Origin of the sequence: Serratia sp. ASV30, assembly GCF_016428815.1 — a bacterium.
In the GTDB taxonomy this organism is placed as follows: Bacteria; Pseudomonadota; Gammaproteobacteria; order Enterobacterales; family Enterobacteriaceae; genus Chania; species Chania fonticola_C.
In genome coordinates this window covers 19,338-37,008 of record NZ_JAELTL010000006.1, presented here as the reverse complement: position 1 = coordinate 37,008, position 17,671 = coordinate 19,338, and the positions used below count along the sequence as shown (strand labels likewise).

The window sequence follows — 17,671 nt, the reverse complement described above, 5'->3', positions numbered from 1 at the left end:
TGCTGAAAGAAGCGTGCCATACGGGGGCAGAATAGGTTATTGCAGGCATAAAAAAGGCGATACCGAAGTATCGCCTTGATCGAACAAGGATAACGTTAGGCCACCGGTCTGGCGATTACGCTACGGGTTTCCATACGCACTTCGGCAATGTTCACTTGCAAACTATCGCTTTGGCGATAGATGACTTCGCCCTTCACCTGCACGGTGCCGGTCTCTTGGCTACACACCATCTCGTCGCGAACCGCGTGGATGAACGGGGCAGGGATAAAGGCCATCGCGCCGTTGTCCAGCAGGCGTACGCGCAGGCCACCGCGGGTTACGTCGATGATCTCGGCGTTGAAGCGCTCATCGGTTCCAGCCTTATCCTTGAGGAAACGGGCATACAACCAGTCACCAACGTCTCGCTCTGCCATGCGGTTCAAACGGCGGCGCTCGGTCAGTTGCACGGTGACATCGTCCTGCGGTTTTTCCGCCGCCTGCTCGCTGATAATGGCTTTCAGCAGACGATGGTTGACCATATCGCCATACTTACGGATCGGAGAGGTCCAGGTGGCGTACGCCTCCAGCCCCAGACCGAAGTGCGGGCCAGGCGTGGTGCTGATCTCGGCAAAGGTCTGGAAGCGGCGGATGCGGCTGTCCAGGAACTGGGTTGGCTGCGAGTCGAGGTGACGGCGCAGTTCACAGAATCCTTCCAGGGTCAGCAGCTTCTCGGCATCGGCTTCAACGCCGTTGGCCTGCAACACGGTGACCGCCTGCTCAACCAGGGCGGGATCAAAGCCGTTATGCACGTTATAGATGCCAAAGCCCAGACGATCGCGCAGCACCAGCGCGGCACAGACGTTGGCGGCGATCATGCACTCTTCAACGATACGGTTGGCGGTACGACGCTGTTCGGTAACAATGTCCAGCACTTCGCCTTTCTCGCCGAGGACAAAGCGGTAGTCAGGGCGATCCTTGAACACCAGCGCATGCTGATGGCGCCAGGCGCTGCGTGCATCGCAAACCTGTTTAAGCAAAGTGATCTGCTGTGCGATGCTCTCGCTCGGTGGCTGCCAGCCAGCGACGCCGTCCAGCCAGTCAGAAACCTCGTCATAAACCAGTTTGGCTTTGGACTCGATTTCGGCGGCGAAGAAATGGATATCGTTGCCCAGTGCACCGTCTGCGGCGATAGTCACGCGGCAAGCCAGCACCGAGCGGCGCTCATTTGGACGCAGCGAGCACAGGTTGTCGGATAGATCGCGTGGCAACATCGGAATATTGAAGCCCGGCAGGTAGTTGGTGAACGCGCGCTTGCGGGCGATATCATCCAGTTTGCTGCCTTGCTCGACATAGGCGGTAGGATCGGCAATGGCGATGGTCAACAGCAGCGAGCCGTCACCGTTGTCTTGCACGTACAGCGCATCGTCCATATCTTCGGTGCTGGCGCTATCAATGGTGACGAAGTCCAGCGCGGTCAGGTCCTCACGGACCAGCGAGGTCTCTTGTTCGGAGATCGCGACCATGTCTGGTGCTTCTTTTTCAAGATTATGACGAGCCAGCGTGACCCACCACGGCGCGAAGTGATCTTCACCGTCGGTGATGAACTGAGTCAGATCGGCATTGAAAGTGCGGTCGCCTTTCAGCGGATGACGGCGCATTTCTGCGACGGCCCAGTCACCGGCCTGGAAGTTATGAGTCACATCACGCGCCGGACGGCATGGGATCGCGTCTTTCAGCAACGGATGATCGGGGATAATCGACAGGCGATCGTCTTTTTTCTGCACCCGGCCAACAAAACGCGACAGGAAAGGCTCAACCAGGTTTTCCGGTTCAGCGATTTCGCGCTCTTTTTCGGTATGCAGGGTGGCGACGATACGATCCCCATGCATGACTTTTTTCATGTACGGCGGCGGAATAAAGTAACTTTTCTGCCCGTCGACTTCTAAAAAGCCAAAACCTTTCTCAGTCCCTTTTACTACGCCTTCAACACGCGGGGTTTGAGAGTGAAGTTGCTGTTTAAGCTGCGCCAGCAGCGGGTTATCTTGAAACATATCGTCCAGTGAATGGGTTGTGAGTGGCAAGATTTGCGGCTGACAGTTTTACGCGAATCACTCCTTGCGGGCAAGCCAAACGTCACGCTTTTCCGACGATGGCTCGCGATAATTATGCAGTCCGCAAGAAAAAGCCGTAGTGCAAAGGCCGTGGGTGTTACCTTCATCAGACTATTAAGGGTAAGGAGGGAGCATGAGAGTACAAGAATCAATCCAATCAGGGTTCGGTAAGTTAACTACCGCTGTTGATGTTCTTTCCGGTCTTAATCTCAAGGGTAAGACGGCGCTAATTACAGGCGGGCACTCAGGCTTGGGTTTGGAAGCGACAAAAGCGCTTTCTTCCGCAGGTGTGCACGTTTTTGTGGCTGCTCGCAACGTCGATAACGCAGCAAAAGCGCTCAATGAGCTTGCCAATATTACACTATTGCCACTCGAGCTTTCAGACCTTTTATCGGTTAGAAATCTGGCCTCTATCATTGCTGCTAACGGCTATGCCTTTGACTATGTCATTTGCAATGCAGGTATTATGGCCTGTCCAGAACGTCGAGTCGGCCCGGGGTGGGAATGCCAGTTTGCAACCAACCACGTTGGACACTATGTTCTGGTAAATCTCATTTGGAATAACATACGTCCCGGCGGCAGGGTGGTTTGCGTTTCATCCGCTGGCCATCATAATTCACCCATCCGATGGGACGATATTCAGTTTACTAAAGGTTACGACAAATGGCTCGCATATGGTCAGTCAAAAACGGCCAATATTCTATTTGCGCTTCAACTGGATAATTATGGTAAAAGTCGGGATATTCATGCTTTCTCACTGCACCCAGGTAAAATATTCACACCACTGCAGCGTCACCTGACAAATGAGGAAATGATCGGAGAAGGTTGGCTGGATTTGGAGGGTAACCCCATCGATCCCAGTTTTAAGTCCCCAGCACAAGGGGCTGCCACTGAGGTATGGGCTGCTACAAGTCCTTTGCTGGACGGTCTTGGAGGACTTTACTGTGAGGATTGTGATGTGGCCGGTCTGGCATCTGATTATGATGAGCCATTTGTGGGCGTTTGCGAATATGCGATTGATCCTGCAGAGGCATTAAAATTATGGTCCTTCACGGCCAAGCTTACCGGCGTGAATGCATTCCCTGAGCGTTAGCTGTTGTGTCATTTAAAAGTGAACATTTTCAGTCTCAACCATCTGATGAAGTAGGGTTGAGACTGAGTATCTAGAGCTTTTCTTAATAGACTAAACAATACGCAATGTAGGTGTCTGAGCGCAGCGGCGGATGGCGACGGGAACCGATTTGGAGGTCGGCGTGCCGGTGCCATCACCAAAACTGGCCAGCGGCACCAGCGGGTTGGTTTCAGGATAGTAGGCTGCCAGATTACCGCGTGGGATATCGTAGCTGACCAGCTTGAAGCCGCTGACCTTTCTGGTTACGCCATCGTTCCATAAGGTTTCGATTTCCACCAACTCCCCATCTTGCAGGCCAAGATCGGCCAAATCTTCAGGGTGAATAAACAGCACCTCGCGCTGGCCGTAAACGCCGCGATAGCGATCGTCCAGTCCATAGATGGTGGTGTTGTACTGATCGTGTGAACGCAGGGTTTGCAGCACGAACGGCGCTTTTTCCGCCCCGATTTGCGGGAACAATGTATCGGGTAGCGGAGCGGCACTGAACTCGGCTTTGCCGCTTTGAGTTGCAAAGCGCAATTCGGCAGCGGCGTTGCCCAGATAGAACCCTCCTGGTTGCTCACAGCGCTGGTTAAAATCATCAAAGCCGGGAATGGTGGCCTGGATATGCTGGCGGATCAGTGAATAATCGTCGGCCAGCTCCAGCCAGTCCAACTTTTGGTTGCCCAGCACCGCGTCGGCAATGCCGCAGACAATCGCGGTTTCAGAACGCTGGGTGTCTGCCAGCGGTTTGCCGATGCCTTCGGAGGCGTGCACCATGCTGAAGGAATCTTCCACCGTGATGTATTGCGGGCCGCTGGCCTGCATATCCAACTCGGTACGCCCCAGCGTCGGCAAGATCAAAGCATCTTTACCGGTGATCAGGTGGCTGCGGTTCAGCTTGGTGCTGATATGCACCGTCAAATCACAACGGCGCAAGGCTTGAGCGGTACGCTCGGTATCCGGTGCCGCTGCTGCAAGGTTGCCTCCAAGCGCAATCAGCACCTTGACCTCACCCCGCAGCATCGCTTCAATGGCTTCGACCGTATTGTGGCCCATCTCGCGGCGGGGGCTAAAGCCAAAATGCTGCTCCAAACTATCCAGCAGCGCCTTGGGCGCTTTCTCATCGATGCCCATGGTGCGGTTGCCTTGCACGTTGCTGTGGCCGCGTACCGGGCACAGGCCCGCGCCTGGCTTGCCCAACTGGCCGAACAACAACTGCAGGTTGGTGATCTCGCGCACCGTTGGTACAGAGTGCTTATGCTGCGTGACGCCCATCGCCCAGGTGCAGATAACACGCTTTGCGCCTTGGTAAATCGCAGCCGCATGGCGCAGTTGGGTTTCACTCAACCCGGATTGCGTGGTGATTTGTTGCCATGAGGTGACATCCACCTGAGCCAGATACTCTTCGATGCCCAAACAATGCCGATCGATAAACGGCTGGTCGAACAGACCTGGCTCATTGGCGGCTATCCGCTGGCGGTGGGTTTCCAGTAGCGCCTTCACCATGCCGCGCACCGCCGCCATATCGCCCCCCAGGTTGGGCTGGAAGTAGGCCGAACTGATGGGCGAGGACTTGGGCGTCAGCATCTGGATCGGGTTTTGCGGGTCGGCAAACCTTTCCAACCCGCGTTCGCGTAGGGTATTGAAACTGACGATACGCGCGCCGCGGCTGGCCGCGTGTTTTAAGCTGTGCAGCATGCGTGGATGGTTGGTACCGGGGTTCTGGCCAAACACAAAAATCGCGTCGGCCTGTTCAAAATCATCCATACGGATGGTGCCTTTGCCGACGCCGATGCTCTGCTTGAGGCCAACGCCACTGGCTTCGTGGCACATATTGGAACAGTCTGGGAAGTTGCTGGTGCCCAGCATCCGGCCAAACAGCTGATAAAGGTAGGAGGCTTCATTGCTGGCGCGGCCTGAGGTGTACAGCTCAATCTGGTTAGGGTTATCCATTGCCTGGATATGGCTGGCGATAAGTTTTAAGGCATCCGGCCAGGTGATGGGCTGATAGCGATCGGTTTTGGCGTCGTAGCGCATCGGGTGTGTCAACCGGCCTTGATACTCCAGAAAGTAGTCGCTTTGCTCACGCAGGGTACTGACGCTGTGGGCCGCAAAGAAGGCCGGTTCAACCGCATTGCGAGTGGCTTCCCAACTGACGGCTTTGGCTCCGTTCTCGCAGAAGCTGAAAGTGCTGTGGTTGTCATCACCCCAGGCACAGCCGGGGCAGTCGAAACCACGCGCCTTGTTAACGCGCATCAGGTTGCGCAGATTTTTCAGCGCCTGTTTGCTGTCGAACACATAGCGGGTGGTGGCTTCTAATGAGCCCCAGCCGCCCGCCGCGCCGCGATAAGGCTTGATTGACGGTTTAAATTTCATGATTTTCTTCGCAGGTGATTAATGTAGCTAAAAGGTAAATGCCTTTTTAAGCATTTTGAGTATTTATGTGGCAAGTCTAGGGGGGGAAAGGCCTGGCGTCTAATCGAATAGAGCAATGATGGGATAGACGACACTTATCGCCGCTGCCAGCAAGGCTGTAGCAAATGATATACTTCACGCAGAAACCATTTTCCGGGCCAATGCATGGATATTAAGCAACTGATCTACCTGTGTAATCTTGAGCGGGAACGCCACTTTGGCCGCGCCGCAGAGGCCAGCTTTGTCAGCCAGCCGACCTTATCCATGCGGCTGAAAAACCTGGAAAAAGAACTGGGTGTCTCGCTGATCAACCGTGGCAACAATTTTGAGGGCTTCACCGCCGAAGGTGAGCGGGTCTTGGCCTGGGCACGGGAAATTGTTTCCGTTTATCAGGGGCTGAAGCTGGAAGTGGAGTCGCTGAAACACGGATTGAACGGGACGTTGCGTATCGGCACCGTGCCGCAGTGCAGTATTTCGTTAGCACAGATGTTGAAGGCGGTCAGTGAGCGTTACCCGCAGTTGGACTATCGCGTAGCGGTATTGAGCGCCGATCAACTGCTGGAAGCGTTGACAGCGCACACGGTGGATATCGGCATCGGTTTCTTTGAGCTACCAACGCTCAAGGAGTTGCATTTCCAGTCGCAGTCTTTGGCCGACAGCGGCATCGACCTGGTGTTTCATCCGCAGCATTTCCCTGAGCTGGTGGGGGAAAGTCCACTCACGCTGTCAGCCGTGGCAGATCTACCATTATGTCTGGCTGAGCCGACGCGTTACTTCCGTCGTTACCTGGATCAGCAGTTTCGTGAGGCGGGCTTGACGTTACATACCCGAATGGAAACCACCTCAATCTTTCAACTGCTACAGGGGATTTTTGTCGGCTTGGGATGCGGGTTATTCCCCGGCGGTAACTTGCAGATGGAAATGATGCCGCAGCTGCAACGGCGCAGCGTTGCCATTGCGCCGATGTCTCGTCATGCCGCCTTGGTGATCGCCGAGCCAGCAAGGGCCACGCCGCTGGCGCAACACTTTTTTGATGCGGCTCAGGCTTGGTTACTGAACTAGATCGGCTGCCACCGTATCGCCAAGACTGTAACGCAGCCGGTTTTCCCAAGCGTACAGCGCGCTGGTTAAAATCACGTCCAATGCCTGCGACCGATCCAGCCCGCTGTTGAGCAGCGGCTGCACGCTTTGTGCCGTGAATTTCTCAGGCGTTCGCGTCAGCTCGGTCGTCACGCCTATTACGGCTGCGGTCACCGGATCGTCGGCCACCTCAAGCGCGTTATCAATCCCAGCCACTAATGCCAGTGCCAACTCCCGATCGGCAATGTTATTGGCTAGCGTGGCGGCACAATAATGGCTGCCATTAATACGTGATGTCACCAGAGCAACCAAAGCCTTCAGGCGTGGGGATAGCCCGTCAGCGTGGTGGGTAATGCTGTTAAATACCGCATTGCGCTCATGCAGGGCAGGCGCGTCGTGGGCTAACAGCAAGTAATAAGACTCGCTGCGGGCGTCCGGGTGGCTTTGGTCCAGAATGTCGAGCTGCCGAGCCTGAGCCTGCTCGACAACGATCTCCGGCAGGCGAGTTTGCCATAAGCGTGCCGCACAGGAAAATCCTGCCGCGTTGGCATCTTCGATTTGAGGGAAACCTGGTAACACCACGGCGGGTCTGCCTGCCAGCGCTGCAATACCGGCGACCACCCGTGCCTGATAGCTAACGAAACCGATGATTTGCGAAAAGGTCACAATATCTTGCGTGCTCAGGCCAACTTCGCCGAGCTGTTGTAAAGCCTTGCGGCAAATTAGGGTCGGTTGGCTGGCGAGTTGGCGGGCGTATTGGGTGATTTGTGCCAGGCGGACATTGCTTTCCCGCGTAGCATCCGGGCTGTCCAGAGGGGCGAGACGAGCAGCGTAATGGCTACAAAGCGATTGCACGCCGGTGACCTGCGCCACCGTCAAGGCCGTCGACAGACGATCGTAAGGTGACAACGTCACTTCTCGCGAAACGCTGACCCGATCGGGGAACAGTACCGGATAGCAGGCCGAAGACGCGGTAAAAACGTCAATACGATCGCTGAGGGCGGCATTCAATCCCTCGTCGGTAAATGAGCCCAGGCCTAACAAAAAACGCTCCCGCAAGCTTGCTGCGGCAGGCTCAAGTGGCGAACTGTCGCCTGAGCTTCGCTGGGTTTCGTGGTACCACTGGAAAGGGGTTAGGCGATGTTCCATCGGATTAAATCCTTCATCAATACAACAAGCCACCGTTACAATCGGCAACGGTGGCAGGGTAAAAAAACCGCGAAGCAGGCATCAGTCATGGCTGCATAGACCATGGACATAAATAGCGAAGCCAGCGGCAAGGATAAGCATCAGTTGCGAGAAGCGTTGGTGGCGGGTGTGGTTCATCAGCGCGATATCCTGTTGTTTGTAAGGCTCAACGTAGGGGATATCTTCACCGATTCGATTGGCGAGATAAAATAATGTTAAGTGCTAATTAATAGCGTAAAGGAATAAAATATATTGCGGTAGGGTAGATGGGTGCCAAAATGCCATACCGCTTCAACTGTTGCAGCCCACAACATGGCTGGAAATTAAGCGTTTACTGAGATTGTATGACCTTGACGAAACACTGCATAACGGCACGGCATAACTACGCCGTGCCATGGTAGTGATGACGCTAACTTAGTGCCAGTTACGGGCTATTATCATGGATTCTGGCAAGTAATAGCGATACGAGTAAGATCTCTAGTGTTACCGTTCTTGTCTTTACAAGTCTTTTCGCGATAACAAATTTTTGATGTATAGGCGACATCACGGGTTACGCAAATATAATTGGCACCACCAATAATCTTTGACGCTTTTGAGGTGTTGAGTTTTTTCACAACATATCCTTAATGGCAGTTGATGATAACTAATCAAATATTTAAAAGTAAATTATTATAATAACAGGAGGATAGCGATTACACGAGATCCGTGCCCAGCAGTAACAATTATTGCAGGTTATCGCAACTGACACGGCTATGAGCGATATCCTCACCATAACCGAACTTGTCTTTACAATGCTCTACGCGGAAGCAGTTCCCAGGGCCCCGTTGTTCATAGTGAGTAGTGCAAATGTATCGATGGCCACCAATAATCTTTGAGGCTTCCGAGGTATTGAGCTTTTTCACAGCATTTCCTTATGGCAATTAATGAGAGTAAATCCGTACTTACTGATATTTAATCAATCTATTGAACGGTGCCATTATAATAACAGACTGGATTTATAATCAATTGGATGATTCTCGGTATAAAATAAGGATAGGCCGACAATATGTTTTGGGTCCTGATTAATCTTCACTTAAAATGAATGAAATAATTTTTTATTTTAGCTGCTTGATGAGTGATTGGTTTTTCTGCCTGAGCGTTACTTATTATTCGTTAAGCAGGTCTAGATTAACGCCAACAACCGATGCTAATGCGCAGGTAGGTGGGGAAACGGGCGCAGTAGTGCGCCCGGAGGAAGTCAACGAAATTAAAATCTGCCGCCGTCACGTCGCCAGGCATCGGCAGTGAGCGCTTCGCCAAAGTGGCTGGCAATCAGCCGCTTGGTGAGATCGTGTAGCGGTGCGGCCAGCACTTCGGCGGTGCTGCCACGTTCCACAATTTCCCCTTCATGCATCACCATCACCTGGTCGCTGATATGCTTCATCATGCCCAGATGCTGCGTCACATAAATATAGGCAATCCCGTGTTTTTCCTGGAGCTCCAGCATCAGGTTGATGATCTGCGAACGCATCGACATATCCAGCGAAGCCAGCGCTTCATCGGCAACAATCACCTTTGGCTGCAGGATCAACGCCCGTGCCAATGCCACGCGCTGTTTCTGCCCGGAGGCCAGCATGTGCGGATAATAATAAGCGTGGTCTGGCAGCATCCCCACCTGGCGCAGGGTCTGGTTGATGCGTACCTCGCGCTCTGCGGCTTCCAACTCGGTATTCAAACGTAGCGGTGCATCAAGCAACTGACCGATGCGCTGACGTGGGTTGAGCGAGGTGCTCGGATCCTGGAAAATCATGCGGATACGCTGGCTACGGTAGCGATAATCGCCATAGGCCAACGCATGGTCGTCGATCAGCACTTCACCCGAAGAGGGTTCCACCATGCCGGAAAGCATCTTCGCCAGAGTTGACTTACCCGAGCCGTTTTCACCGATGATCGCCAGCGTCTGGCCCTCACGCAGGGTAAAGCTGACAGACTTGACCGCCTCCACATGCTGGCGGCGGAACAGCCCGGTGCGATAGCGGTAGGTTTTGGTCAGGTTGCGCACTTCCAATAGCGTTTCCATGTTATTGCTCCTCCATGTTCAGCGGGAAGTGGCAGGCGAACAGGTGATTCTTCACCGGGCGCAGGCGCGGGGTTTCAATGCATTGCTTTTGCGCATACGGGCAGCGTGGCCCCAGGCGGCAGCCGATCGGCAGATGTTCCAGTGAGGGGATCGCTCCCGGCAGCGTATTCAGGCGGCTCTTATGTGGCAGTGAGCGGCCAAAGTCCGGCATGGCGCGGATCAGCGCCTGGGTATAAGGATGATGAGGGGCGGCAAGCAGATCTTCACATTGCGCACTTTCCACCGTCTGGCCGCAGTACAGCACGTTAACCCTGTCAGCCCATTTGCTCATCATCTGCAAATCATGGCTGATCAGTAGGATGGTCGTGTTGTTGTTTTGGTTCAGGCGCGCCAGCAGGCGGAAGATCTGTGCCTGCGTGGTGGGTTCCATGGCGTTGGTTGGCTCATCGGCAATCAGCAATCTTGGCTGATTGGCCAACGCTATGGCGATCATCACTTTCTGGCATTCCCCTTCGGTGAGCTCGTAAGGGAAGCTGCCCATGATATCGAGGTGATCCTTGATACCGACGCGGTGCAACAGCTCAATCGCCCGCCGTTTGCGCCAGTTAAAGCGCTGCCACCAACGGCCCTTGTAAGTCCAGCCGGGAATGGCCTGTGCCAACTGGCGGCCAATGCTTTCGGAAGGATCAAGACAGGATTGAGGCTCCTGGAAGATCATCGAAACGTTGTGGCCCACCAGTTTGCGTCGTTCACGCGGGCTGAGCTGCAACAGATCGATATCGTTAAAGCGGAAGCGGTCGGCGGTGACGCGCCAGTTATCTTTGGTCACGCCGCATATGGCTTTGGCGATCAGGCTTTTTCCTGAGCCGGATTCGCCTACCAGGCCGCGCACTTCACCTTCGGTCAGCGTCATGCTGACGCGATCGACGGCCTTCACCGGCCCTTCGGCGGTCATAAATTCAATCGTCAGATTGCGGATATCGAGTAACGGCATTATTCCACTCCCGCATTGATCGCGCGGCGTATTCCGTCGCCCAACAGGTTAACCAGCAACACGCTGATCAGAATAGCGGCACCGGGCAGCATAACGGTCCAAGGTGCGACATACACCAACTCCAACGAATCGCCTAACATGGCTCCCCATTCCGGGGAAGGCAACTGCGCCCCCAGATCGAGGAAGCCCAACGCCGCGATGTCGAGAATGGCCATCGACAACGCGCGGGTGAATTCGGTGATCAGTACGGCGGCAATGTTCGGCACCACGGCGTACCACAGGATCTGCATTGTCGAAGCGCCATCCAGACGGGCTGCGACTACGTACTCTTTTTCCAGCTCATCGTGCACTGCGCTGTAGATGGTACGCACCATCCGTGGCAACAGCGCCAGCCAAACGGCCAGCATGGCGTGTTCCAGCTTCGGCCCGAGGAATGCCACCACGATAATCGCCAGCAGCAGTGAAGGGATAGAGAGCAGGGTATCGAGAATATGGTTGAGCATTGCAGACAGCAGACCATGGGTGACCCCGGCAAACACGCCCAGGATCACGCCACAAAGGGCGGCGGCGATGGTCACAATCAGTGCCGAACCATAGGTGGCGGCGGTGCCGGTCAGCAAGCGGCTGAGGATATCGCGGCCCAGATCGTCGGTGCCCAGGAAGAACGACACGTTGCCGTAGCGTGACCAGGAGGGCGGTAGCAACTGATATCCCAAGAATTGCTGATCGAGGGCGTAAGGTGCCAGCAGGCTGCCGAACAGGGAAAGCAGCAGCAGGCCGATCACCCCATAAAAACCAATCATCGCCAAAGTGTCGCCGTAGAAAATCCGCCAGGTATAGAGCAGCGGGCTAGGCATTTTCTTTTCGCGGTATACGTTATCGAAGGGCATACCATTCCTTATGTTTCAGCGGGTTGGTCGCCGCGCCCAGAATGTCGGCCAGCACGTTAATGGTGATCACCAGCGTGCCGATCACCATCACGCCTGCGGAGATGGCCGCATAGTCCTGTTGGCGGATGGCATTGATCAGCCAGCGCCCCAGCCCTGGCCAACTGAACACCACCTCGGTGATCATAGCCAGCGTGAGCATGGTAGAAAATTGTAGACCGAGCTTCGGGATGATCGGCGGTAACGCGTTGTGCAGCACGTGACGGCGGATAATGGTAAAGCGCGACAGGCCACGGGTTGCTGCAGCCTTGATGTAGTTCTGGCTGAGAACATCGTCGGTGCTGATGCGCATCAAGCGGATCACCTCGGTGATTGGAGCCACTGCCAGAGCGGCAATCGGCAGCACCATATGGCGCAGCGCACTGGCAATCATCTCGTTGCGATAAGGCGAGTCAGACAGCCAGGCGTCAACCAGCGCCAGACCGGTGACCTGCTTGACCTGATACAGTAGATCGAAACGGCCAGACACCGGTAGCCAGCCAAGATGCAGTGAAAAATAGAGCATCAACAGCAGCGCCAGCCAGAACACCGGGATGGAAAAGCCCAGCAGGGCGAAGGTACTGATGGCGGTATCCTGCCACTTGCCGCGCATCACACCGGCAATAATACCCAGCGGAATACCGATAAACAGGGCCAGCGTGAAGGCTAAAATGCACAGTTCCATGGTGGCCGGGAACACTTCGCGCAGCTGTTCGCTGATCGCCTGGCCATTGATGCTGGAGACACCAAAGTCCCAGTGCAGCAGGCTGACGAAATAGAACTGGTAGGCGTCCAACAAGGCGGCACCGTTTAGCGGCGCGCGCGGGGTGAAGTAGCTCAGGCTGAAGCTGACCAGCGTCAGGAAAAACAGCGTGATCAGCAGCAACAGGATGCGGCGTAAGGTAAAGATAATCACTTTTTCGCGGCCTCCGCCGGTTCACGGTACACCCCGGCAAATGATGAGTTGCCGAACGGGCTCAACACCAGCCCTTTAATATCATAACGGTAGGCCTGCAAACGCAAAGAGGAGGCCAGCGGCAATACCGGCAACTGCTGTTCGAGGATTTTCTGCGCCTGCTGATAATGCTCGATACGCTGTGATAACTGCTGTGACAACAAGGCGTCCTGCAACTGTTCATCAAAAGCGGGATCACACCAGTGAGCATAGTTGGTTTGCGAACGGATTGCCGCACAGCTCAGCAGCGGGCGGAAGAAGCTGTCCGGATCGTTACTGTCGGTTGACCAACCGGTGAGCGTCAGATCGTGGTTCATCTCCATCAGCCGGGCTTCCTGGAAGCGGCCTTCTACCGGAACAATGGTGAGATTAATGCCGACCTGAGCCAAATCCGCCTGTAGCAACTCCGCCGTTTTCAACGGGCTGGGGTTATAGGATTGCGATGCGGTAGGCACCCACAGCTTCAGGTCCAGCGGCCCCACGCCAGCTTCGCGCAGCATTTCTCTCGCCTTGGCCGGATCGTATTCAGTAACGTGAGCATCATTATCATAGGCCCAGGAGGCGCGCGGCAGGATCGACGCGGCGGTCTCTGCCGTGCCGTAATAGATCGATTGCATCAGGCGCTGGTTGTTAATGGCTAACGCAATAGCCTGGCGCACTTTTAGGTTATCCAGCGGCGGCTTGCGGGTGTTGAAGGCCAGATAGGCGATATTCATCCCTGGGCGCAGCGTCAGGCGTAAACGCGGATCGTCGCGCAGGATCGAAAGCTGGCTGGCGGCGGGGTAGGCCAGCACATCGCACTCGCCGGTAAGCAATTTGGACAGGCGGCCCGTGCCCCCGGCCCCCATGTCGATCACCACCTGCGGCATGCGCGGTTTCCCTTTCCAGTAAACGTCATTGCGTGCCAGACGGATATATTGCCCGGAACGGTATTCGTTCAACAAGAATGGGCCGGTGCCGACCGGTTCACGATCGATCATTTCCTGGGTGCCATCCAGCGTCAGGTTGCCGGCATATTCTGCCGATAGCACCGGCGCATAATGGGTCGCCAGATGCCACAAAAAGGACGCATCCGGCGCCTGCAAGCGGAACTCGACGGTGTATTGGTCCAGTTTTTTTACGCTTTGCACGGAGTCGGCAAACTGCAAACTGTCGAAGTACGGGTATTCACCGCCGTTGACATTGTGGAACGGATGCTTCTGGTCAAACACCCGCTGGAAGCTGAACACCACATCGTCGGCGTTCATTTTGCGGGTGGGTTGGAACCAGGCAGTGGTCTGGAAAGGCACGTCCCGGCGCAGGTGGAAGCGGTAGGTAGCACCGTTGTCCAGCACTTCCCAACTTTCCGCCAGTTCTGGGATCAGGCGGTAAGTGTAGGGGTCGACATCCAGCAGCCGATCGTAAAGCTGGGCGGCCAGGGTATCGACCGTCAGGCCGCTACTGGCCATCTGCGGATTGAAGGTGTTCAGAATGCCGCTCACGCAATAGACAAAGCCGCTCTGGCGGATGTCTGCTGGCGGTGGTGCTGCGCTGGGCACAGCCGGTGTCGCGGCCAGGGCAGACGTTGCCAGGCAGCCGAGCGACATTATCCAAAGAGGTAAACCACGCATAGACGCTTCATGGGTTATTAAGCAATAACGATAGTGTATCGCACTCTGACCAACAGCCCAATTCCTTGAGCAAAATGGCTGAAATTTCGGCGGTTTGGTTAAGCTTGCTGCTTTTTTCTGGCGGGCCGGCCTAACCCTGCAATCAGTGCTGGTGGATAATTACCCAAGCTTAGTGTGGTAATGAGAAAAATTCTCAACAAATTGCTTTACAGATGATACTGAGAACTATTATCATCACTTGGCAGTTCACGGAAGGCCACGCCTTGTGGCCCTTTGTGGAAGGCACGACATTGCTCACATTGCTTCCAGTGTTTACTTAGCCAGCTCGGGTGCTGGCTTTTTTTTTGCCTCTATTTCAGGTGAACCGCAAAGCCGGAGCGGCCTGGGGCAATGTCTTCTCGCAGCGTTAACTGTGGAATAGCATAATCGCCAAAATTTTGCTTACGGAATGGCAAAGGCTCGGTACTGGCCAGCGCGTCCAGCCGTTTCCCCAGCGCCGAACATAGGTTGGGGAATTTTGCCTCGTCGAAGCGATCGGTGCGGTACGCCACAAACGGTGGTAGCACATCAAAACCGGGGTAATACAGAATGCCATGGTGAATAGGGAACAGAATATCCTCTATCGGGCCGTTGATACCGCGCGGGCTGTAATGAGACTCCCAACCGCCAGCGGTAACCAGTAACATAGCCCGTTTCCCTGCCAGCGTACCTTCGCCATAACGATCTCCCCAATGTGTATCGGAATGCTCGCCAACCCCGTACGCAAAGCCATAGGCATACACGCGTTCTACCCAACCTTTGAGGATGGCTGGCATGGAGAACCACCACAGCGGAAACTGTAGGATCACGGTATCCGCCCAGAATAACTTCTCTTGTTCCAGCGCAATATCTTCACTTTGCGTTCCTCGTTCCAGAGCGATCCGGGAATCCATCGCCGGATTAAACCGGGCAGTGCTATCCCGATCCGTTCGGTCTTCGCCATCCAAAGAGGCTTTCCATTTCATGGCGTACAGATCGGAAACCTGTACCTGATGCCCAGCGTCCTGCAGATGTTTGACCGCAAAGTTTTTTAGTGAGCCATTAAGCGATTGGGCTTCTGGGTGAGCGTAGACTAGCAGAATATTCATCATTGAGTTCCATTGCTGAAAAGAGATCAACAGAGTAGGTTAGCGCCAGGAATAGTTAAAATTGATTTAGATGATTACAGGTATTTGCATGAGTAATTTCGGCAGGCTGGATCTCAATCTCCTGGTGACGTTGGATGTGTTACTGATGGAATTGAACGTTACGCGCGCGGCGGAGCGGTTATCGCTGTCGCAACCTTCGGTAAGCGCCCATCTGGCCAAGCTGAGAGCGTTTTTCGACGATCCTCTGCTGCTACCGGGCCCAAGAGGAATGCGGCCAACGGCCAGGGCCGAGGCTTTACGTGAACCTTTGCGGCAGGCGTTGGAAGTGCTGGAACACACCGTTTCACCTGTCAGCCCTTTTGAGGCGGCTAGCGCGAATATCACCTGGCGTGTTGCCGCATCCGATTATGGCGAATCCACGGTGCTGTTGCCCGCATTGGCACGGCTTCGTCAGGCCGCCCCCAACAGCCGGTTGGCGGTGTTGGAACTGACACCGACCAAGATTGCCCGACAGGCGGAGAGGGGGGAGATCGATCTGGCCTTTCACACTCAGGACTGCGCACCACCGGGGATGCGTCAACGCGTGTTATTCAAGGAAAAGTATGTGTTGGTGGGCCGCTTCGGTCATCCTGCGTTGACGGCTCGCCCGACGCTGGCGCAATTTAGCCAACTGGAGCACGTGGTGGTTTCGCCAAACGGCGGGGGATTTAGTGGCATCACCGATCACACGCTGGAGCAGGTTGGGCTTTCGCGGCGGGTGGTACTTTCCGTCCCGCATTTTCTGTTTGTGAAATCGGTGATCGGCAAGACGGATCTGGTTGCTATGCTGCCTGAACGCCTGGTACGTGACAGCCCTGAAGTACAGATTGCCGAGCCGCCAGTGGAGATCCCTGGCTATGAGCTGGCAATGCTGTGGGATGAGCGTTCGCATCGCGATCCCGCCCATCAATGGTTACGCGAATTGATCGCCCAGTCGGTTTAACTTCCCTCTGGTTCGCTACCTTGCAGCAGCGCATGCTTTTTCAACATGCCGCGTAGCTGATGATAGGTCAACCCCAGCAAATCGGCAGCTTTGCGCTGATTGAAACGACCTTGTTTCAAGGCCATTTCCAACAGGGTTTTCTCCTGCTGGTGCTGCCAGCTTTTAAAATCCAGCGGCAATGCTGGTAAATCACCGGTCGGCGCGATGACCTCATCATCAAGCGGCTCCGAACGCTTGGCAAAGGGGTTAATGATGATCTCATCAAGTTCATCCTGGTCTGAACCATGGCGGTAAACGGAACGCTCCACCACGTTTTTCAGCTCACGTACGTTACCCGGCCAGGAGTAGTCAAGCAACGTCGAACGCGCATGTTCACTGAAGCCGGGGAACAACGGCAGTGACAGCTCGCGGCACATCTGAATGGCGAAATGCTCGGCCAACAGCATGATGTCTTGCTGGCGTTGGCGCAGCGGCGGCAGTTGCACCACGTCGAACGCCAGGCGGTCCAGCAGATCGGCACGGAATTTACCGGCGGCGGCCAGCGCGGGCAGATCGTCATTGGTGGCACACACCAGCCGGACATCCACCCGCAGCGGTTGGCTGCCCCCTACGCGCTCCAGATGGCCGTATTCAATCACCCGCAGCAGCTTTTCTTGCACCAGCATTGGCGCGGTTGCCAATTCATCCAGAAACAGGGTGCCGCCATCGGCACGTTCAAAACGGCCAAGGTGGCGTTTTTGTGCGCCGGTAAACGCGCCAGCCTCATGGCCAAACAGCTCCGAGTCCAGCAGGTTTTCATTCAGCGCCGCACAGTTGAGGGAGATAAACGGCCCTTGCCAACGATTGGAAAGGTAGTGCAAACGGTGAGCGATCAGCTCCTTACCCGTGCCGCGCTCACCGATCACCAGCACCGGTTTGTTGAGCTTGGCCAACTGTGAAACTTGCTCCAGCACTTCCACAAAGGCGTTGGCCTCGCCCAACAGGTTCTCTAACGGTTCGCTCATGATGAAATTCGCCAATGTTTGGTGAAAACACTCACTCTACAGCAAGCGTCGCGAGAGTCAAAAATAAATAACCTTTGTATTTCAATTAAATAAAAGTTGGCACGCTTCTTGATTAACTCTTTGGGCA

15 protein-coding genes are annotated in these 17,671 nt (G+C 55.0%); 4 read left to right on the top strand and 11 right to left on the bottom strand.

The genetic code is table 11. The annotated features are described in order from the left end of the window. Window positions 1–95 precede the first annotated feature (95 nt). On the bottom strand, window positions 96–2,030 hold the full coding sequence (locus tag JHD74_RS03810) for an exoribonuclease II (RefSeq protein WP_199061736.1): 1,935 nt from the start codon (window positions 2,028–2,030) through the stop codon (window positions 96–98). Window positions 2,031–2,223: 193 nt separating this feature from the next. On the opposite strand from JHD74_RS03810, the gene JHD74_RS03805 reads away from it, so the two are divergent. Beyond that, a complete protein-coding gene (locus tag JHD74_RS03805; RefSeq protein ID WP_024529288.1) occupies window positions 2,224–3,183 on the top strand; it encodes an oxidoreductase in 960 nt (319 codons plus the stop codon). A 90-nt stretch (window positions 3,184–3,273) separates the two neighbouring features. Here JHD74_RS03805 and JHD74_RS03800 read toward each other — a convergent pair whose 3' ends face one another. After that, a complete protein-coding gene (locus tag JHD74_RS03800; protein WP_199061734.1) occupies window positions 3,274–5,580 on the bottom strand; it encodes an FdhF/YdeP family oxidoreductase in 2,307 nt (768 codons plus the stop codon). Between the two features lie 204 nt (window positions 5,581–5,784). Between JHD74_RS03800 and JHD74_RS03795 the strand changes: the two genes are divergently transcribed. Continuing rightward, window positions 5,785–6,681, top strand: coding sequence for a LysR family transcriptional regulator (locus JHD74_RS03795; protein ID WP_199061732.1), 897 nt, complete (start codon window positions 5,785–5,787; stop codon window positions 6,679–6,681). Here JHD74_RS03795 and JHD74_RS03790 read toward each other — a convergent pair. Next, complete coding sequence (locus tag JHD74_RS03790; RefSeq protein WP_199061730.1) at window positions 6,670–7,848, bottom strand: peroxidase-related enzyme; 1,179 nt, start codon at window positions 7,846–7,848, stop codon at window positions 6,670–6,672. The two genes, JHD74_RS03795 and JHD74_RS03790, sit on opposite strands and share 12 nt — an antisense overlap. A gap of 102 nt (window positions 7,849–7,950) precedes the next feature. On the opposite strand from JHD74_RS03790, the gene JHD74_RS03785 reads away from it, so the two are divergent. Next, window positions 7,951–8,100: a hypothetical protein gene (locus tag JHD74_RS03785; RefSeq protein WP_199061727.1), complete on the top strand. Its 150-nt coding sequence runs from the start codon at window positions 7,951–7,953 to the stop codon at window positions 8,098–8,100. A gap of 224 nt (window positions 8,101–8,324) precedes the next feature. On the opposite strand, the gene JHD74_RS03780 is transcribed toward JHD74_RS03785, so the two are convergent. From JHD74_RS03780 to JHD74_RS03745, 7 genes are all read right to left on the bottom strand, one after another. After that, entirely contained in the window at window positions 8,325–8,501 is a 177-nt protein-coding gene (locus tag JHD74_RS03780; RefSeq protein ID WP_178380893.1) for a hypothetical protein, read from the bottom strand. A gap of 632 nt (window positions 8,502–9,133) precedes the next feature. Next, window positions 9,134–9,946, bottom strand: coding sequence for a putrescine export ABC transporter ATP-binding protein SapF (gene sapF / locus JHD74_RS03770; protein ID WP_024529292.1), 813 nt, complete (start codon window positions 9,944–9,946; stop codon window positions 9,134–9,136). Window position 9,947: 1 nt separating this feature from the next. Then, the gene (gene sapD / locus JHD74_RS03765) at window positions 9,948–10,940 is read right to left on the bottom strand and encodes a putrescine export ABC transporter ATP-binding protein SapD (protein WP_024529293.1); all 993 of its coding nucleotides are present in this window, start codon (window positions 10,938–10,940) and stop codon (window positions 9,948–9,950) included. Then, window positions 10,940–11,830: a putrescine export ABC transporter permease SapC gene (gene sapC, locus JHD74_RS03760; RefSeq protein ID WP_024486758.1), complete on the bottom strand. Its 891-nt coding sequence runs from the start codon at window positions 11,828–11,830 to the stop codon at window positions 10,940–10,942. Before sapC ends, sapD begins: the two co-directional genes overlap by 1 nt. After that, the gene (gene sapB / locus JHD74_RS03755) at window positions 11,817–12,782 is read right to left on the bottom strand and encodes a putrescine export ABC transporter permease SapB (RefSeq protein WP_021806550.1); all 966 of its coding nucleotides are present in this window, start codon (window positions 12,780–12,782) and stop codon (window positions 11,817–11,819) included. Before sapB ends, sapC begins: the two co-directional genes overlap by 14 nt. Beyond that, window positions 12,779–14,431 carry an ABC transporter substrate-binding protein SapA gene (gene sapA / locus JHD74_RS03750; protein ID WP_024529294.1) on the bottom strand — a complete coding sequence of 551 codons (1,653 nt, stop codon included), beginning with the start codon at window positions 14,429–14,431 and terminating at the stop codon, window positions 12,779–12,781. Before sapA ends, sapB begins: the two co-directional genes overlap by 4 nt. Window positions 14,432–14,781: 350 nt before the next feature. Beyond that, the gene (locus JHD74_RS03745; RefSeq protein WP_199061790.1) at window positions 14,782–15,558 is read right to left on the bottom strand and encodes an NAD(P)H-dependent oxidoreductase; all 777 of its coding nucleotides are present in this window, start codon (window positions 15,556–15,558) and stop codon (window positions 14,782–14,784) included. Window positions 15,559–15,646: 88 nt separating this feature from the next. On the opposite strand from JHD74_RS03745, the gene JHD74_RS03740 reads away from it, so the two are divergent. Further along, window positions 15,647–16,540, top strand: a complete 894-nt coding sequence (locus tag JHD74_RS03740) for a LysR family transcriptional regulator (protein WP_199061726.1) — start codon at window positions 15,647–15,649, stop codon at window positions 16,538–16,540. Here JHD74_RS03740 and pspF read toward each other — a convergent pair. After that, window positions 16,537–17,544 carry a phage shock protein operon transcriptional activator gene (pspF, locus tag JHD74_RS03735; protein WP_024529297.1) on the bottom strand — a complete coding sequence of 336 codons (1,008 nt, stop codon included), beginning with the start codon at window positions 17,542–17,544 and terminating at the stop codon, window positions 16,537–16,539. The genes JHD74_RS03740 and pspF overlap by 4 nt on opposite strands. Window positions 17,545–17,671: the final 127 nt, after the last annotated feature.